A 16,378-nucleotide genomic window follows, 5' to 3' on the forward strand; every position below is an offset into this window, starting at 1 on the left:
CTGGCCACAGGACGATGACACTCTTCGTCACCGTCATCCTGGGACTGATCCTCGTCATCCTCGGCCTGAGCGCCGACTGGCCGCTGTGGGCCTGGCCCACCATGGCCGCGTCGCTGCTGGTCATCGCCGCGGTGACCCGCAGAGTCCTGGCACCGGAGCGAGATCCGATCCCTCGCGAATTCCTCTCGGAACCCGACCTGCCGCTGCCGGAACAGCAGCGCCAGGAACAGCGAGTCAGGGACGTCGCCCTGCCCAGTTCCGTCGCGGACTACGACTTCTCGTTCTCCGCCACGGTGCGGTGGCTGGTGCTGGACGCCCCCGAGGACGCGCCCTATATCAACCCAGCCGGCTTGGCGGTCGATGCCGTACTTCAGCGCGCTCGCGCGGTGACGGCTCAGCAGCCACCCCACCGCAGCGCCTTCACTCAGCATCAACTCGACGGAGCCCTGGCGACCATGCGGGCCGACTCCACCGGCCGGGTCATGGCCATGGCGCAGGACGTCTCCCTGAGCCTTCCGGAACACGACCGTGATCGCCTCGCCAAACTCTCCAACGTCCGTAAGGACGAAGACGTCTGGGAGCACGAGAGGAACTATGAACGCAGCAAGCGGGCGTATCTCGGTGACGACGTCCTGAAGGACCCGGGCAGTGCTGTCGTGTGGTGGCTGTCCCGAAACGAAGAGGAGGTCGAGGGAGCGGTCGACCGGATCGGTTTGCTGGCGCAGCTGTCCGCCGTGGCCAACAACGAGACAGTCGCGCCGCAGTTCGAGCACCTGCTGTCCCCGCCGAGGACCTGGGACAGCGACGGAGCGCCGGACGGGCGTGCGACGCCCGAATGGCCGGAGGAGTACGACCTCGGTGATGTCCCGTCCGCCAATGGGACTGAGCCGAATCGGTCCGTCGACTCACTCCTGGCATGGTTCGGTTTCTCCGCCGATGATCCGGATCTCGACCTGTTCGCCCAACGGCTCATCCAGGTCGCGCAGGTGCACGGCAAGGCCGAGGCGGTCGAGGAGATACGGCGCCGCTTCGGCCATGGCCGAGCGGAACGAGGGGACGCCGACCGGGCTGACGAGCCTGCACGGCCGCAGGACGACGAGCCGGGTCCGTGACACGCCGAGGCCCGGCATCCCCAAGGACACCGGGCCTCACAAAGCGCCGTACAACCGTGAGCCTTACAGCCCCGCCGCCTCCCGCAGCGCGTCCACGCGGTCCGTGCGCTCCCACGTGAAGTCGGGCAGCTCGCGGCCGAAGTGGCCGTACGCCGCGGTCTGGGCGTAGATCGGGCGGAGCAGGTCGAGGTCGCGGATGATGGCGGCCGGGCGGAGGTCGAAGACCTCGTCGATGGCCTTCTCGATCTTCTCGGGCTCGATCTTGTGGGTGCCGAACGTCTCGATGAAGAGGCCGACCGGCTCGGCCTTGCCGATGGCGTAGGCGACCTGGACCTCGCAGCGGGAGGCGAGGCCCGCGGCGACGACGTTCTTGGCGACCCAGCGCATGGCGTAGGCGGCGGAGCGGTCCACCTTGGACGGGTCCTTGCCGGAGAAGGCGCCGCCGCCGTGGCGGGCCATGCCGCCGTAGGTGTCGATGATGATCTTGCGGCCGGTCAGGCCGGCGTCGCCCATCGGGCCGCCGATCTCGAAGCGGCCGGTGGGGTTGACCAGCAGGCGGTAGTTCTCGGTGTCCAGCTTGATGCCTTCGTCGAGGAGCGCCTTGAGCTCCGGCTCCACGACGAACTCCTTGATGTCGGGAGCGAGGAGGGAGTCGAGGTCGATGTCGGAGGCGTGCTGGGAGGAGACGACGACCGTGTCGAGGCGGACGGCCTTGTCGCCGTCGTACTCGATGGTGACCTGCGTCTTGCCGTCGGGGCGCAGGTAGGGGATCGTGCCGTTCTTGCGCACGTCCGACAGGCGCTTCGACAGGCGGTGGGCGAGGAAGATCGGCAGCGGCATCAGCGTCGGCGTCTCGTCCGTCGCGTAGCCGAACATCAGGCCCTGGTCACCGGCGCCCTGCCGGTCCAGTTCGTCGTCGTCGCCCTCGACCCGCGCCTCGTAGGCCGCGTCGACACCCTGAGCGATGTCCGGCGACTGCGCGCCGATGGACACCGACACGCCGCAGGAGGCGCCGTCGAAGCCCTTCTTCGAGGAGTCGTAACCGATCTCGAGGATCTTGCTGCGGACCAGCGTCGCGATGTCCGCGTAGGTCTTGGTCGTGACCTCGCCGGCCACGTGCACCAGGCCGGTCGTGATCAAGGTCTCGACGGCGACCCGGGAGGTCGGGTCCTCGCGCAGCAGCGCGTCGAGAATGGTGTCGCTGATCTGGTCAGCGATCTTGTCGGGGTGGCCCTCGGTCACGGACTCCGAGGTGAACAGGCGACGGGACACAACGCTCCCTGGGGTTGCAGCGGCTGCTGGCTGATCATTGGCGGACGGCGGGGGCTGCACCCGACGCCGTCCGTGGAACAGTTTATCGGTCACGCTTCGGCCACGGGCCCCCTGTCTCGCCTCTCGGGAGTGCTGTGACCTGCGGCACGGGCATTCTGCCCAATCCGGAGCGGCGTTGGCCAGAGGCGCCACGCCCCGATGGGCGAGGTTTCGCAGGTCCGTACAGCGCATGAAACCCTCATAGCAGGCGCTCGACCACCAGGTCCCACACCGTTTCGGCCAGGGCTTCCTTGGGGCCGTGCGCGACGGGGGTCTCGCTGCCGCCGGCGCCCAGCACCACGGCCTCGTTCTCCTCCGAGCCGAACGTCTTGCGCTCCCCCACCTCGTTCACCACCAGCAGATCGCAGCCCTTGCGCTTCAGCTTGGCGCGGCCGTTGGCGAGCACGTCGTCGGTCTCGGCGGCGAAGCCGACGATCACCTGTCCGGGGCGAGCCCGTTCGGTGGAGATCTCCGCGAGGATGTCCGGATTCCGTATGAGGGCGATGGGCTCGGGCTCCTGGTCGTCCTTCTTCTTGATCTTTCCGGCCGCGTACGTCGCCGGGCGGAAATCGGCGACCGCCGCGGCCATGACGATCGCGTCGGCGTCGGCGGCCGCCTTCAGCACCGCCTCACGCAGTTGTACGGCCGTCTCGACGGAGACGACGTCGACGCCCGCCGGGTCCGGCAGAGCGGTGTTCGCCGCGATGAGGGTGACGCGGGCGCCGCGGGCGGCGGCGGTGCGGGCGAGGGCGTAGCCCTGCTTGCCGGAGGAGCGGTTGCCGAGGAAGCGGACCGGGTCGAGGGGTTCGCGGGTGCCGCCGGCGCTGACGACGACGTGCCGGCCCTTCAGGTCGGGCTCGGTCACGCCCCGGGCCAGGACCCGGCGGCACACCTCGAAGATCTCCGACGGCTCGGGCAGGCGGCCCTTGCCGGTGTCGACGCCGGTGAGGCGGCCTACGGCCGGTTCGATGACGACCGCGCCGCGGCGGCGCAGCGTCGCCACGTTCTCCTGGGTGGCCGGGTGCTCCCACATCTCGGTGTGCATGGCGGGGGCGAAGACGACCGGGCAGCGGGCGGTGAGGAGGGTGTTGGTGAGGAGGTCGTCGGCGAGGCCGTGGGCCGCCTTCGCCAGCATGTCGGCCGTGGCCGGGGCGACGACGACCAGGTCGGCGTGCTGCCCGATGCGGACGTGGGGGACCTCGTGGACGTCGTCCCACACCTCGGTCGAGACGGGGTTCCCGGAGAGCGCGGACCAGGTGGCGGCGCCGACGAAGTGCAGCGCGGAGGCGGTGGGGACCACACGGACGTCGTGCCCCGACTCCGTCAGCCGCCTGAGCAGCTCACAGGCCTTGTACGCGGCGATGCCGCCGCTGACCCCCAGAACGACCTTCGGCTTGTCCACCGTCTCTCCCCGGACCTAGGAAACGTACACGTCCCATGACACACCACAGGCCCGGCAGACGTGCTGCCGGGCCTGTGGAAAAGTCAGCCGCAAGCTGCAAATAGTACTTACTGCCCCGGGCCCTCGATGGCCTCGGACGTCAGCAGCCCCGCGTTGATCTCGCGGAGGGCGATCGAGAGCGGCTTCTCGTGGACATGGGTGTCGACGAGCGGACCGACGTACTCGAGGAGACCCTCGCCGAGCTGCGAGTAGTACGCGTTGATCTGGCGGGCCCGCTTGGCCGCGTAGATCACGAGGCTGTACTTCGAGTCGGTGGCCTCGAGGAGCTCGTCGATCGGCGGGTTGATGATGCCCTCGGGCGCGGAGATGGAAGAGGACACGCTCTACCTTCCGATGGATGGGAAAGAATCAGTCGCGGTGAGTCGGGGTGGTCGGTCCCTGAGGACGGCCAGTCTCGATCACACAACGTCCATCAAGGCTAGCAGCTCGCGCGCCACGTCCTCGACGGAGGTGTTGACCAGGGTCACGTCGAACTCGGGCTCGGCCGCCAGCTCGATCTTCGCCGCGTCGAGACGGCGCTCGATCACCTCGGGCGGCTCGGTGCCGCGGCCGGTGAGCCTGCGCACGAGCTCCTCCCAGGAGGGAGGGGCCAGGAACACCAGCTGGGCCTCGGGCATGGACTCGCGGACCAGACGGGCACCCTGCAGGTCGATCTCGAGGAGGACCGGCTCACCGGCCTCCAGGCGCTGCTGCACGGCTGCACGCGGCGTGCCGTAGCGGTTGCCGGCGAACTCGGCCCACTCCAGCAGCTCGCCGTTGGCGATCAGCTTGTCCATCTCCTCGTCGGTGACGAAGAAGTAGTGGACTCCGTGCTGCTCGCCGGGGCGGGGCTTGCGGGTCGTCGCCGACACCGAGAGCCAGACCTCGGGGTGTTCCTTGCGCAGATGGGCGACGACCGTGCTCTTGCCGACCCCGGAGGGGCCGGAGAGCACGGTCAGCCGCGGACGTTCACTCATGCAGCGATTATTCCAGCAATCCCGGAGTGCCCGGGACTCCTGTCCGGAGTGCCCGGGTTCAGGAGCCGGTGCTGCCGAACTCGCGCTCCAGGGAGGCGATCTGGTTGGAACCGAGGCCGCGCACGCGGCGGCTCTCGGAGATGCCGAGTCGCTCCATGATCTGCTTGGCGCGGACCTTGCCCACGCCCGGCAGGGACTCAAGAAGGGCGGAGACCTTCATCTTGCCGATGACGTCGTTCTCCTGGCCCTGCTTGATGACCTCGTGGAGGGAGGCGCCGGAGTGCTTGAGTCGATTCTTGACCTCGGCCCGCTCCCGGCGAGCCGCGGCGGCCTTTTCGAGCGCGGCTGCGCGCTGTTCAGGGGTAAGGGGCGGAAGAGCCACGCCTACGTCACCTCGGATGTCGAACTGTCGGATACGGACCGGTGAGGAACCTAGTCGCCCCACACCTGGGGAGCCACGAGCAACACGCTTGCCCGTTCACTCTCGTCGGAGACTAGCGGGCAAGTCCGCCAGAGTCAGCGAGAACAGCGGAAAAGTCCTGGTCAGCCTCCGTCAGGACGGACATTGAGGACATAATGCCCCGGATTTGAGGATGTATTCAGACTCAAGTGGGCCCCGAGTCACTCGTCGGAGGACTCGGGGAGTGCTCAGGCGGAGGTCACCGCGGCCCGGATGTCGTCGGCGAAGCGTTCCGCGGCGTCACGCAGCGCGACGACGTCGGGACCGTGGCGTAGCACACCCCGGCTGACGTTCGGCACGACATTGCGTACGGCCGGCCCGAAGACCCTGGGAAGATCGGCCGGCGTGGCCCCCTGGGCGCCGATGCCGGGGGCGAGCAGCGGGCCGTTGATGTCCACCAGGTCGTACGACGACAGATCACCGAGCGTGGCGCCGACCACCGCGCCGAAGGAGCCCAGCGGCTCCTCCCCGGCGTTCTCGGCGGCCAGGTGGGCCAGCATGGTCGCTCCGACGGTGCGCCCGTCGGCCCGGACGGCGTGCTGGACCTCGCCGCCCTCCGGGTTGGAGGTCAGCGCCAGCACGAACAGCCCGGCGCCGCTCTCGCGCGCCAGCGCGACGGCCGGGCCCAGGGAGCCGTAGCCGAGGTACGGCGAGACGGTCAGCGCGTCCGAGAACAGCGGGGCGTCCTTGTGCAGGAAGGACTCGGCGTACGCGGCCATGGTCGAGCCGATGTCGCCGCGCTTGGCGTCCATCACGACCAGCGCACCGGCCGCCCTAGCCTCCGCCACCGACTGCTCCAGCACGGCGATGCCGCGCGAGCCGAAGCGCTCGAAGAACGCGCTCTGCGGCTTGAGGACGGCCACCCGGTCGGCGACCGCCTCGACGACCGTGCGGCTGAACCGCTCCAGGCCCGCCACGTCGTCGTTCAGGCCCCACTCGGCGAGCAGGGAGGCATGCGGGTCGATGCCGACGCACAGCGGGCCGCGCTCGTCCATGGCCCGGCGCAGGCGCGCGCCGAAGGGTTCGAGACCGGTCATGCCGTCTTCCTCACGTCGGCGCCCACCGCGTCGGCGAGCGTGGCGTACGGGCTCGTGCGCAGGCGTGCGGCGAGCCCCTTGTGGAGGTCGCGAGCGTAGAAGGGCCCCTCGTAGATGAACGCGCTGTACCCCTGCACCAGCGTGGCACCGGCCAGGATGCGCTGCCAGGCGTCCTCGGCGGTCTCCACGCCCCCGACGCCCACCAGGGTGATCCGGTCGCCCACGCGCGCGTACAGGCGGCGCAGCACCTCCAGGGAGCGCGCCTTCAGGGGTGCCCCGGACAGGCCGCCGGTCTCCTTGACCAGGGAGGGGTCGGACTTCAGGCCGAGGCCCTCGCGCGCGATGGTGGTGTTCGTGGCGATGATGCCGTCCAGGCCGAGCTCGACGGCCAGGTCGGCGACGGCGTCGATGTCCTCGTCGGCGAGGTCCGGGGCGATCTTCACCAGCAGGGGCACTCGCCGCGCGGGCACCGTCCGGTCGGCGGCCTCGCGGACCGCGCTCAGCAGCGGGCGCAGCGCCTCGGTGGCCTGCAGGTTACGCAGGCCGGGCGTGTTCGGGGAGGAGACGTTGACCACCAGGTAGTCGGCGTACGGCGCCAGCCGCTCGGCCGACTTCACGTAGTCCGCGACGGCCTCGGACTCGGGCACGACCTTCGTCTTGCCGATGTTGACGCCCACGACCGTCCTGAACACGGGCGTACGGGAGGCGAGGCGCGCGGCGACGCGCAGCGAGCCGTCGTTGTTGAAGCCCATGCGGTTGATCAGCGCCCGGTCCCTGACCAGCCGGAACAGCCGCTTCTTGGGGTTGCCGGGCTGCGGCTCGCCGGTCACCGTGCCGATCTCGACGTGGTCGAAGCCCAGCATCGCCATGCCGTCGATGCCGACGGCGTTCTTGTCGAAGCCCGCGGCGAGCCCGAAGGGGCCGTGCATGCGCAGCCCGAAGGCCTCGGTCCGCAGCTCCTTGTAGCGGGGCGCGAGCGCGGCCGCGAGGAACGTGCGCAGCACGGGGATGCCGGCGGCGCGGCGGATCCAGCGGAAGGCCAGGTGGTGGGCTTGCTCCGGATCCATCCGTTTGAAAACCAGACGGAAGAAAAGCTCGTACATCAGTCAGTGTCCTCACGACGAGGGGGACACCGTTTCCGGTGTCCCCCTCGGGGCTACTAGTCGCGGGCCGCGGTCAGGAATTCCGCGTGTTCCTGGAGCGATCGGACGCCCACGTCTCCGCGGTTGAGGGCGTCGATGCCCTGGACCGCAGCGGCGAGCGCCTGGACCGTCGTCAGGCACGGCACGGACCGCGCCACGGCCGCCGTACGGATGTCGTAGCCGTCGAGGCGGCCGCCGGTGCCGTACGGGGTGTTGACGATGAGGTCGACCTCGCCGTCGTGGATGAGCTGGACGATGGTCTTCTCGCCGTTCGGGCCCGTGCCCTCGGACTGCTTGCGCACGACCGTGGCGTTGATGCCGTTGCGCTTGAGGACCTCGGCCGTGCCGGACGTGGCGAGCAGCTCGAAGCCGTGCGCGACCAGCTCGCGGGCCGGGAAGATCATCGAGCGCTTGTCGCGGTTGGCGACCGAGATGAAGGCGCGACCCTTGGTCGGCAGCGGCCCGTAGGCGCCCGCCTGCGACTTGGCGTACGCCGTGCCGAAGACGGAGTCGATGCCCATGACCTCGCCCGTGGAGCGCATCTCCGGGCCGAGGACCGTGTCGACGCCGCGGCCGTGGATGTCGCGGAAGCGCGACCACGGCATCACGGCCTCCTTGACGGAGATCGGCGCGTCGAGCGGGAGCTCGCCGCCGTCGCCGTTGGCCGGGAGCAGGCCCTCGGCGCGCAGCTCGGCGATGGTCGCGCCCAGGGAGATCCGGGCGGCGGCCTTCGCCAGCGGCACCGCGGTCGCCTTCGAGGTGAAGGGGACGGTGCGCGAGGCGCGCGGGTTGGCCTCCAGGACGTACAGGATGTCGCCGGCCAGCGCGAACTGGATGTTGATCAGTCCGCGCACCCCGACGCCGCGCGCGATGGCCTCCGTGGAGGCCCGCAGCCGCTTGATGTCGAAGCCGCCCAGCGTGATCGGGGGCAGGGCGCACGCCGAGTCGCCGGAGTGGATGCCGGCCTCCTCGATGTGCTCCATGACACCGCCGAGGTACAGCTCCTCGCCGTCGTACAGCGCGTCGACGTCGATCTCGATGGCGTCGTCCAGGAAGCGGTCCACGAGGACCGGGCGGGACGGGCTGATCTCGGTCGACTCGGCGATGTACGACTCCAGGCGGGCCTCGTCGTACACGATCTCCATGCCGCGCCCGCCGAGGACGTACGACGGCCGCACGAGCACCGGGTAGCCGATCTCGTCGGCGATGGCCTTGGCCTCGGCGAAGGTCGTGGCCGTGCCGTGCTTGGGGGCGGGCAGGCCGGCCTCCTTCAGGACGCGGCCGAAGGCGCCGCGGTCCTCGGCGGCGTGGATGGCCTCCGGGGAGGTGCCGACGATCGGCACGCCGTTGTCCTTGAGCGCCTGCGACAGGCCCAGCGGGGTCTGGCCGCCGAGCTGGACGACGACGCCCGCGACCGGGCCGGCCTGCTGCTCGGCGTGGACGATCTCCAGCACGTCCTCGAGCGTCAGCGGCTCGAAGTACAGGCGGTCGGAGGTGTCGTAGTCCGTGGAGACGGTCTCGGGGTTGCAGTTGACCATCACGGTCTCGTACCCGGCGTCGCTGAGCGCGAAGGAGGCGTGGACGCAGGAGTAGTCGAACTCGATGCCCTGGCCGATGCGGTTCGGGCCGGAGCCGAGGATGATCACGGCCGGCTTCTCGCGCGGGGCGACCTCGGTCTCCTCGTCGTAGGACGAGTAGAAGTACGGCGTCTTCGCGGCGAACTCGGCGGCGCAGGTGTCGACCGTCTTGTAGACCGGGCGGATGCCCAGCGCGTGCCGGACCTCGCGGACGACGTCCTCGCGCAGGCCGCGGATCTCGGCGATCTGCTGGTCGGAGAAGCCGTGCCGCTTGGCGTCGGCGAGCAGGTCGGGGGTGAGCTCGGGCGCGGCGGCCAGGTCGTCGGCGATCTCCTTGATGAGGAAGAGCTGGTCGACGAACCACGGGTCGATCTTCGTGAACTCGAAGACCTCCTCCGGCGTGGCGCCCGCGCGGATGGCCTGCATGACGGTGTTGATACGGCCGTCGGTGGGGCGGACGGCCTCGCGCAGCAGCTCGTCCTTGTCGCCGGGCTCGCCGACGAACGTGAACTGGCTGCCCTTCTTCTCCAGCGAGCGCAGTGCCTTCTGGAAGGCCTCGGTGAAGTTGCGGCCGATGGCCATGGCCTCGCCGACCGACTTCATGGTGGTGGTGAGGGTGGAGTCGGCCTGCGGGAACTTCTCGAAGGCGAACCGCGGTGCCTTGACGACCACGTAGTCGAGGGTCGGCTCGAAGGAGGCCGGGGTCTCCTGCGTGATGTCGTTGGGGATCTCGTCGAGGGTGTAGCCGACGGCGAGCTTGGCCGCGATCTTCGCGATCGGGAAGCCGGTCGCCTTGGAGGCGAGCGCCGACGAGCGCGAGACGCGCGGGTTCATCTCGATGACGATCACGCGGCCGTCGACCGGGTTCACGGCGAACTGGATGTTGCAGCCGCCGGTGTCGACGCCGACCTCGCGGATCACGGCGATGCCGATGTCGCGCAGGATCTGGTACTCGCGGTCGGTGAGGGTCATCGCCGGGGCGACCGTGATCGAGTCACCCGTGTGCACGCCCATGGGGTCGAAGTTCTCGATGGTGCAGACGACCACGACGTTGTCGTGCTTGTCGCGCATCAGCTCCAGCTCGTACTCCTTCCAGCCGAGGATGGACTCCTCCAGGAGCACCTCGGTGGTCGGCGAGAGCGCGAGGCCGGTGCCCGCGATGCGGCGCAGCTCCTCCTCGTCGTGCGCGAAGCCGGAACCGGCGCCGCCCATGGTGAAGGAGGGGCGGACGACGACCGGGTAGCCGCCGAGCTCGTCGACGCCGGCGAGGACCTCGTCCATGGAGTGGCAGATGACCGAGCGGGCGGACTCGCCGTGCCCGATCTTCTTGCGGACCTCCTCCACGACGTCCTTGAACTGGTCGCGGTCCTCGCCCTTGTGGATGGCCTCGACGTTGGCGCCGATCAGCTCGACGCCGTACTTGTCCAGGACCCCGTTCTCGTGCAGCGAGATCGCGGTGTTCAGGGCCGTCTGGCCGCCCAGGGTGGGCAGCAGGGCGTCCGGCCGCTCCTTGGCGATGATCTTCTCGACGAACTCGGGCGTGATCGGCTCGACGTAGGTGGCGTCGGCGATCTCCGGGTCGGTCATGATCGTCGCCGGGTTGGAGTTGACGAGGATGACGCGCAGGCCTTCGGCCTTCAGCACGCGGCACGCCTGTGTGCCGGAGTAGTCGAACTCGGCGGCCTGGCCGATGACGATCGGGCCGGAGCCGATGACCAGGACGGACTGGATATCGGTGCGCTTAGGCACGCTGGCCCTCCATCAGGGAAACGAAGCGGTCGAACAGGTAGGCGGCGTCGTGCGGGCCGGCTGCCGCTTCGGGGTGGTACTGGACGCTGAAGGCCGGCTTGTCGAGGAGCTGGAGGCCCTCCACGACGTTGTCGTTGAGGCAGACGTGGGAGACCTCGGCGCGGCCGTAGGGGGTGTCGGAAACCTTGTCGAGCGGGGCGTCGACGGCGAAGCCGTGGTTGTGCGCGGTGACCTCGACCTTGCCGGTCGTACGGTCCTGCACCGGCTGGTTGATGCCGCGGTGGCCGTACTTCAGCTTGTAGGTGCCGAAGCCGAGCGCGCGGCCCAGGATCTGGTTGCCGAAGCAGATGCCGAACAGCGGCGTGCCGCGCTCCAGGACGCCCTGCATCAGGGCGACGGGGTGGTCGGCGGTGGCGGGGTCGCCCGGGCCGTTGGAGAAGAACACCCCGTCGGGGTTCACGGCGTACACGTCCTCCACGGTCGCCGTGGCGGGCAGTACGTGCACCTCGATGCCGCGCTCGGCCATGCGGTGCGGGGTCATGCCCTTGATGCCGAGGTCGACGGCGGCCACGGTGAACTTCTTCTCACCGATGGCGGGGACGACGTACGGCTCGGTGGTGGCGACCTCGGCGGAGAGGTCGGCGCCCTTCATCGGGGGGACTTCCTGCACGCGCGCGAGGAGCGTGGCGTCGTCCTTGATGGCGTCTCCGGAGAAGATGCCGACGCGCATGGCGCCGCGTTCGCGCAGGTGCCGGGTGAGGGCGCGGGTGTCGATGCCGGAGATCCCGACGACACCCTGGGCGGCCAGCTCCTCGTCCAGCGTGCGCTTGGCGCGCCAGCTGGACGGCACGCGCGCGGGGTCGCGCACGACGTATCCGGCGACCCAGATGCGCTTGGACTCGGGGTCCTCGTCGTTGACGCCGGTGTTGCCGACGTGCGGGGCGGTCATCACGACGACCTGGCGGTGGTACGACGGGTCGGTCAGGGTCTCCTGGTAGCCGGTCATGCCGGTGGAGAAGACCGCTTCGCCGAAGGTCTCCCCCACGGCCCCGTAGGCACGGCCGCGGAAGATCCGGCCGTCCTCCAGGACGAGTACGGCGGGAGTCTTGGCAGCTCCCCTGGTGGAGGTCGTCATCGTTCGGCGCCTTCCGTCGTGGTGGTCATCTGGTTCAGGGTGTCGACCCATTCGTTGTGCTCGGCCGCGCGGTCGGAGCGGAAGCCGGAGTCGATCAGCTTGTCGCCGTGTGCCCAGGTCACGACGAGCAGACCGCCCTCGGTGAGCACCTTTCCGGCGATGCCCTTGTCGAGCCGGGCCTCGCGCAGCGCGCCCGCCGGGATGAAGAAGTCGGTCGCACCGGGGCGTACGACGTCCAGTCCCGCGTCCGTCAGGGTGAGCTCCACCCGGCTGCGGGTGCCCAGGCCGTGCGCGACGATCCGGTCGAGCCACTGCCCGGCGGTGGTGGAGCCGTGGTAGCGGCCGCTCATGGTCAGTCTGGCCGGGCCGGGGTCGGCCGGTGCGCCGGGCAGCGGGGGCAGGTCGCCCTGGAGGGTGCCGCGCCACTTCCAGCCCTCGCGCATCAGCCAGTAGACGAGTGCGACGAAGAGGGCGAGGCCGACGACCCAGCCGAGGCGGGCGGCCCAGTCGGTGACCGGTGCCGACTTCTCTCCGGCGGCGATCAGGATTGCAGGTGTCACGTGAGCTTCCCGTCGACGAGCGTGGCCTTGCCCCGGAGCCACGTGTGCGTGACACGGCCCGGCAGCTCGCGGCCCTCGTACGGGGTGTTGCGGCTGCGCGAGGCGAAGCCCGCGGGGTCCACAGGGCCACGGTATGCCGTGTCGACGAGGGTGAGGTTGGCGGGCTCACCTGCCGAGACGGGACGGCCGTGTCCCTGGGCCTGTCCGATCTGCGCGGGCTTGAAGGACATCCGGTCGGCGACGCCGGCCCAGTCCAGCAGGCCCGTGTCGACCATGGTCTCCTGGACCACTGACAACGCGGTCTCCAGGCCCACCATGCCCATGGCGGCCGCGGCCCACTCGCAGTCCTTGTCCTCGTGCGGGTGCGGGGCGTGGTCGGTGGCGACGATGTCGATCGTGCCGTCGGCGAGCGCCTCGCGCAGCGCCATCACGTCGCGCTCGGTGCGCAGCGGCGGGTTCACCTTGTAGACCGGGTTGTACGTCCGCACCAGCTCGTCGGTGAGGAGCAGGTGGTGCGGGGTGACTTCGGCGGTGACCTGGATGCCGCGGGACTTGGCCCAGCGGACGATGTCGACGGAACCGGCGGTCGACAGGTGGCAGATGTGGACGCGGGAGCCGACGTGGTCGGCGAGCAGGACATCCCGGGCGATGATCGATTCCTCGGCCACCGCCGGCCATCCCCCGAGGCCCAGCTCGGCGGAGACGACGCCCTCGTTCATCTGGGCGCCCTCGGTCAGCCGCGGCTCCTGCGCGTGCTGGGCGACGACGCCGTCGAAGGCCTTCACGTACTCCAGGGCCCGGCGCATGATCTGCGCGTCGTGCACGCACTTGCCGTCGTCGGAGAAGACGGTCACGCCCGCCGCCGACTCGTGCATGGCGCCCAGCTCGGCGAGCTTGCTGCCCTCCAGCCCGACCGTGACGGCACCGATCGGCCGCACGTCGCAGTAGCCGTGTTCCTGGCCGAGCCGCCAGACCTGCTCGACGACGCCGGCGGTGTCGGCGACCGGGAAGGTGTTGGCCATGGCGAACACGGCGGTGTAGCCACCGGAGGCGGCCGCGCGCGTGCCGGTCAGGACCGTCTCGGAGTCCTCGCGCCCCGGCTCGCGCAGGTGGGTGTGCAGGTCGACCAGGCCCGGCAGCAGCACCTTGCCGTCGGCATCGACGACCTCGGCGCCCTCGGCCGGCAGGCCGGTGCCCACCTCGGCGATGGTCTGGCCGTCGATCAGCACGTCCCGCGGCTCGCCGCCGAGCACCTTCGCACCACGGATCAGGGTCTTGCTCATGTACTTCACTTCTCCTCGGTACGGGGGGCGGTGACGGCGGGTTCGTTGCCGCCGAGCAGCAGGTACAGCACGGCCATCCGGGTGGACACCCCGTTGGCGACCTGCTCGACGACGGTGCAGCGGCCGGAGTCGGCGACCTCGGCGGTGATCTCCATGCCGCGGACCATCGGGCCGGGGTGCATCACGATGGCGTGCTCGGGCATCCGCGCCATGCGGTCGCCGTCGAGGCCGTAGCGCCGCGAGTACTCGCGCTCGGTCGGGAAGAAGGCGGCGTTCATGCGCTCGCGCTGCACGCGCAGCATCATCACCGCGTCGGACTTGGGCAGCGTGCTGTCCAGGTCGTACGAGACCTCGCAGGGCCAGGTCTCGATGCCGATCGGCAGCAGGGTCGGCGGGGCGACGAGGGTGACCTCGGCGCCGAGGGTGTGCAGCAGGTCGACGTTGGAGCGGGCGACCCGGCTGTGCAGGACGTCGCCGACGATCGTGATGCGCTTGCCGGCGAGGTCCTGGCCGATCCCGGCGTCCCGGCCGACCAGCCGACGGCGCATCGTGAAGGCGTCCAGGAGGGCCTGGGTGGGGTGCTGGTGGGTGCCGTCGCCGGCGTTGATGACGGCGGCGTCGATCCAGCCGGAGTTGGCGAGGCGGTACGGGGCACCGGAGGCGCCGTGCCGGATGACGACGGCGTCGACACCCATCGCCTCCAGGGTCTGGGCGGTGTCCTTCAGCGACTCCCCCTTCGACACCGACGACCCCTTGGCCGAGAAGTTGATGACGTCCGCGGACAGCCGCTTCTCGGCGGCCTCGAAGGAGATCCGGGTACGGGTGGAGTCCTCGAAGAAGAGGTTGACGATCGTGCGGCCGCGCAGGGTCGGCAGCTTCTTGATCGGCCGGTCGGCGACCCGGGCCATCTCCTCGGCGGTGTCGAGGATCAGGACGGCGTCGTCGCGGGTGAGGTCGGCGGCCGAGATGAGATGACGCTGCATCTGTCAGGCTCCGTAAGGCAGTTCATTCGGAAGATATCGGGCAGACGGGCGCGCGCCGGGGCGCACGGAGCCGGGCGCACGACAGCGGCCGTACGCCGTGCAGGGCTACTGGGCGGCCTGCTTGACACCGAGCAGCACGGTGTCGCGACCGTCCTCCTCGGCGAGCTGGACCTTGACCGTCTCCCGCAGCGACGTGGGGAGGTTCTTGCCGACGTAGTCGGCGCGGATGGGCAGTTCGCGGTGGCCGCGGTCGACGAGGACCGCGAGCTGCACCGCACGCGGACGCCCGATGTCGTTCAGGGCGTCGAGGGCGGCGCGGATGGTGCGGCCGGAGAAGAGCACGTCGTCGACGAGGACGACCAGACGGCCGTCGATGCCGTCACCGGGGATCTCGGTGCGGGCGAGCGCCCGCGGCGGCTGCATGCGCAGGTCGTCGCGGTACATGGTGATGTCGAGGGAGCCCACCGGGACCTTGCGCTCGGTGATCTGCTCCAGCTTGGCGGCGAGCCGCTGGGCGAGGAAGACGCCCCGGGTGGGAATGCCGAGGAGCACCACGTCGTCGGCGCCCTTGGCGCGCTCGACGATCTCGTGGGCGATGCGGGTCAGCACCCGCGCGATGTCAGGGCCTTCGAGAACAGGCCTCGCATCGGACGCTTGCGTGTCCATACGAAACGGACCTCCTTCTCCGCCTCACGGGACGGACCTTAAAGGACGTCGGGATTGCGCCATCCACGGTAGCAGGCCGGGACGACACCCCGGATCACCCCCCTGCCGCTCCCCTGTCACCCACGTGGCGCAATGGGCTGCCACTAGCACGGAAGAGTCGGTGTGGACCATTCGGCTTGACGCGCCAGAGTAACGCTGCGTAACCTCACAGTGAGTTACCAGCCGCGCGGTCTGGAAACCAAGCCAGTCGCGTCGACACAGTGCCGGGGAGCTATATGTCCAGCGAATACGCCAAACAGCTCGGGGCCAAGCTCCGGGCGATCCGCACCCAGCAGGGCCTTTCCCTCCACGGTGTCGAGGAGAAGTCCCAGGGACGCTGGAAGGCGGTCGTGGTCGGTTCGTACGAGCGCGGCGACCGCGCCGTGACCGTGCAGCGCCTCGCCGAGCTGGCGGATTTCTACGGCGTTCCCGTGCAGGAGCTGCTGCCGGGCACCACCCCGGGTGGCGCGGCCGAGCCGCCGCCGAAGCTGGTCCTGGACCTGGAGCGGCTGGCCACCGTGCCGGCCGAGAAGGCGGGCCCGCTGCAGCGCTACGCGGCCACGATCCAGTCGCAGCGCGGTGACTACAACGGCAAGGTGCTCTCGATCCGCCAGGACGACCTGCGCACTCTCGCCGTCATCTACGACCAGTCGCCCTCGGTCCTCACCGAGCAGCTGATCAGCTGGGGCGTCCTGGACGCGGACGCGCGCCGCGCGGTGGCGACCCACGAGGAGAGCTGACCGCACCACAGGCCCGGTGAGGGCTGAGCAGAAACGTACCGTCGGGGTGGCCGGAACCACATGGTTCCGGCCACCCCGACGGCGTTCTGCGGGCCTCAGAGGCCACAGCGGTACGGGAACGCCGGAGGGCCCGCAGCAGACCTGCTGCGGGCCCTCCGGCATGTGG

Annotated in this window: 15 protein-coding genes; 2 read left to right on the forward strand and 13 right to left on the reverse strand. The window is 70.1% G+C overall.

The features are described 5' to 3' along the window. Positions 1-14: 14 nt before the first annotated feature. On the forward strand, positions 15-1,112 hold the full coding sequence (locus tag ACYVMZ_RS10640; protein ID WP_461078021.1) for a hypothetical protein: 1,098 nt from the start codon (positions 15-17) through the stop codon (positions 1,110-1,112). 63 nt (positions 1,113-1,175) lie between these two features. Here the strand turns inward: ACYVMZ_RS10640 and metK are convergent, their stop codons facing one another. The 13 genes from metK to pyrR form a co-directional block, all read right to left on the reverse strand. Continuing rightward, positions 1,176-2,384, reverse strand: coding sequence for a methionine adenosyltransferase (metK, locus tag ACYVMZ_RS10645; RefSeq protein ID WP_461078023.1), 1,209 nt, complete (start codon positions 2,382-2,384; stop codon positions 1,176-1,178). Between the two features lie 238 nt (positions 2,385-2,622). Continuing rightward, complete coding sequence (gene coaBC / locus ACYVMZ_RS10650; RefSeq protein ID WP_461078025.1) at positions 2,623-3,825, reverse strand: bifunctional phosphopantothenoylcysteine decarboxylase/phosphopantothenate--cysteine ligase CoaBC; 1,203 nt, start codon at positions 3,823-3,825, stop codon at positions 2,623-2,625. A gap of 107 nt (positions 3,826-3,932) precedes the next feature. Continuing rightward, positions 3,933-4,205 carry a DNA-directed RNA polymerase subunit omega gene (gene rpoZ / locus ACYVMZ_RS10655; protein WP_030577387.1) on the reverse strand — a complete coding sequence of 91 codons (273 nt, stop codon included), beginning with the start codon at positions 4,203-4,205 and terminating at the stop codon, positions 3,933-3,935. Positions 4,206-4,283: 78 nt separating this feature from the next. Beyond that, positions 4,284-4,841 carry a guanylate kinase gene (gmk, locus tag ACYVMZ_RS10660; RefSeq protein WP_461078028.1) on the reverse strand — a complete coding sequence of 186 codons (558 nt, stop codon included), beginning with the start codon at positions 4,839-4,841 and terminating at the stop codon, positions 4,284-4,286. Positions 4,842-4,899: 58 nt separating this feature from the next. Continuing rightward, positions 4,900-5,223 (reverse strand): integration host factor, encoded by a 324-nt coding sequence (locus ACYVMZ_RS10665; protein ID WP_003977346.1) that lies wholly within the window; start codon positions 5,221-5,223, stop codon positions 4,900-4,902. A gap of 266 nt (positions 5,224-5,489) precedes the next feature. Further along, complete coding sequence (pyrF, locus tag ACYVMZ_RS10670; protein ID WP_461078030.1) at positions 5,490-6,338, reverse strand: orotidine-5'-phosphate decarboxylase; 849 nt, start codon at positions 6,336-6,338, stop codon at positions 5,490-5,492. After that, positions 6,335-7,441, reverse strand: a complete 1,107-nt coding sequence (locus ACYVMZ_RS10675; RefSeq protein WP_461078032.1) for a quinone-dependent dihydroorotate dehydrogenase — start codon at positions 7,439-7,441, stop codon at positions 6,335-6,337. Before ACYVMZ_RS10675 ends, pyrF begins: the two co-directional genes overlap by 4 nt. Before the next feature lie 56 nt (positions 7,442-7,497). Further along, complete coding sequence (gene carB, locus ACYVMZ_RS10680) at positions 7,498-10,806, reverse strand: carbamoyl-phosphate synthase large subunit (RefSeq protein WP_461078034.1); 3,309 nt, start codon at positions 10,804-10,806, stop codon at positions 7,498-7,500. Further along, positions 10,799-11,941: a glutamine-hydrolyzing carbamoyl-phosphate synthase small subunit gene (carA, locus tag ACYVMZ_RS10685; protein WP_461078036.1), complete on the reverse strand. Its 1,143-nt coding sequence runs from the start codon at positions 11,939-11,941 to the stop codon at positions 10,799-10,801. Before carA ends, carB begins: the two co-directional genes overlap by 8 nt. Continuing rightward, positions 11,938-12,501 carry a PH-like domain-containing protein gene (locus ACYVMZ_RS10690; protein ID WP_461078038.1) on the reverse strand — a complete coding sequence of 188 codons (564 nt, stop codon included), beginning with the start codon at positions 12,499-12,501 and terminating at the stop codon, positions 11,938-11,940. Before ACYVMZ_RS10690 ends, carA begins: the two co-directional genes overlap by 4 nt. Continuing rightward, the gene (locus tag ACYVMZ_RS10695; protein ID WP_461078040.1) at positions 12,498-13,784 is read right to left on the reverse strand and encodes a dihydroorotase; all 1,287 of its coding nucleotides are present in this window, start codon (positions 13,782-13,784) and stop codon (positions 12,498-12,500) included. The genes ACYVMZ_RS10690 and ACYVMZ_RS10695 overlap by 4 nt, the downstream gene beginning before the upstream one ends. 5 nt (positions 13,785-13,789) lie before the next feature. Next, the gene (locus tag ACYVMZ_RS10700) at positions 13,790-14,767 is read right to left on the reverse strand and encodes an aspartate carbamoyltransferase catalytic subunit (RefSeq protein ID WP_461078042.1); all 978 of its coding nucleotides are present in this window, start codon (positions 14,765-14,767) and stop codon (positions 13,790-13,792) included. Between the two features lie 105 nt (positions 14,768-14,872). Next, positions 14,873-15,433, reverse strand: a complete 561-nt coding sequence (pyrR, locus tag ACYVMZ_RS10705; protein WP_461078044.1) for a bifunctional pyr operon transcriptional regulator/uracil phosphoribosyltransferase PyrR — start codon at positions 15,431-15,433, stop codon at positions 14,873-14,875. A 275-nt stretch (positions 15,434-15,708) separates the two neighbouring features. Here pyrR and bldD point away from each other — a divergent pair, with 275 nt between their 5' ends. Then, positions 15,709-16,212, forward strand: a complete 504-nt coding sequence (gene bldD, locus ACYVMZ_RS10710; protein WP_086170636.1) for a transcriptional regulator BldD — start codon at positions 15,709-15,711, stop codon at positions 16,210-16,212. Positions 16,213-16,378 lie beyond the last annotated feature (166 nt).

Source organism: Streptomyces deserti (assembly GCF_054782695.1).

What these genes read in the sequence shown, in the direction of transcription:
- ACYVMZ_RS10640 (WP_461078021.1), top strand. Translation starts at nt 15, where the DNA reads ATGACACTCTTCGTCACCGTCATCCTGGGACTGATCCTCGTCATCCTC.
- gmk (WP_461078028.1), bottom strand. Translation starts at nt 4,841, where the DNA reads ATGAGTGAACGTCCGCGGCTGACCGTGCTCTCCGGCCCCTCCGGGGTC.
- pyrF (WP_461078030.1), bottom strand. Translation starts at nt 6,338, where the DNA reads ATGACCGGTCTCGAACCCTTCGGCGCGCGCCTGCGCCGGGCCATGGAC.
- ACYVMZ_RS10675 (WP_461078032.1), bottom strand. Translation starts at nt 7,441, where the DNA reads ATGTACGAGCTTTTCTTCCGTCTGGTTTTCAAACGGATGGATCCGGAG.
- carA (WP_461078036.1), bottom strand. Translation starts at nt 11,941, where the DNA reads ATGACGACCTCCACCAGGGGAGCTGCCAAGACTCCCGCCGTACTCGTC.
- ACYVMZ_RS10695 (WP_461078040.1), bottom strand. Translation starts at nt 13,784, where the DNA reads ATGAGCAAGACCCTGATCCGTGGTGCGAAGGTGCTCGGCGGCGAGCCG.
- ACYVMZ_RS10700 (WP_461078042.1), bottom strand. Translation starts at nt 14,767, where the DNA reads ATGCAGCGTCATCTCATCTCGGCCGCCGACCTCACCCGCGACGACGCC.
- pyrR (WP_461078044.1), bottom strand. Translation starts at nt 15,433, where the DNA reads ATGGACACGCAAGCGTCCGATGCGAGGCCTGTTCTCGAAGGCCCTGAC.
- bldD (WP_086170636.1), top strand. Translation starts at nt 15,709, where the DNA reads ATGTCCAGCGAATACGCCAAACAGCTCGGGGCCAAGCTCCGGGCGATC.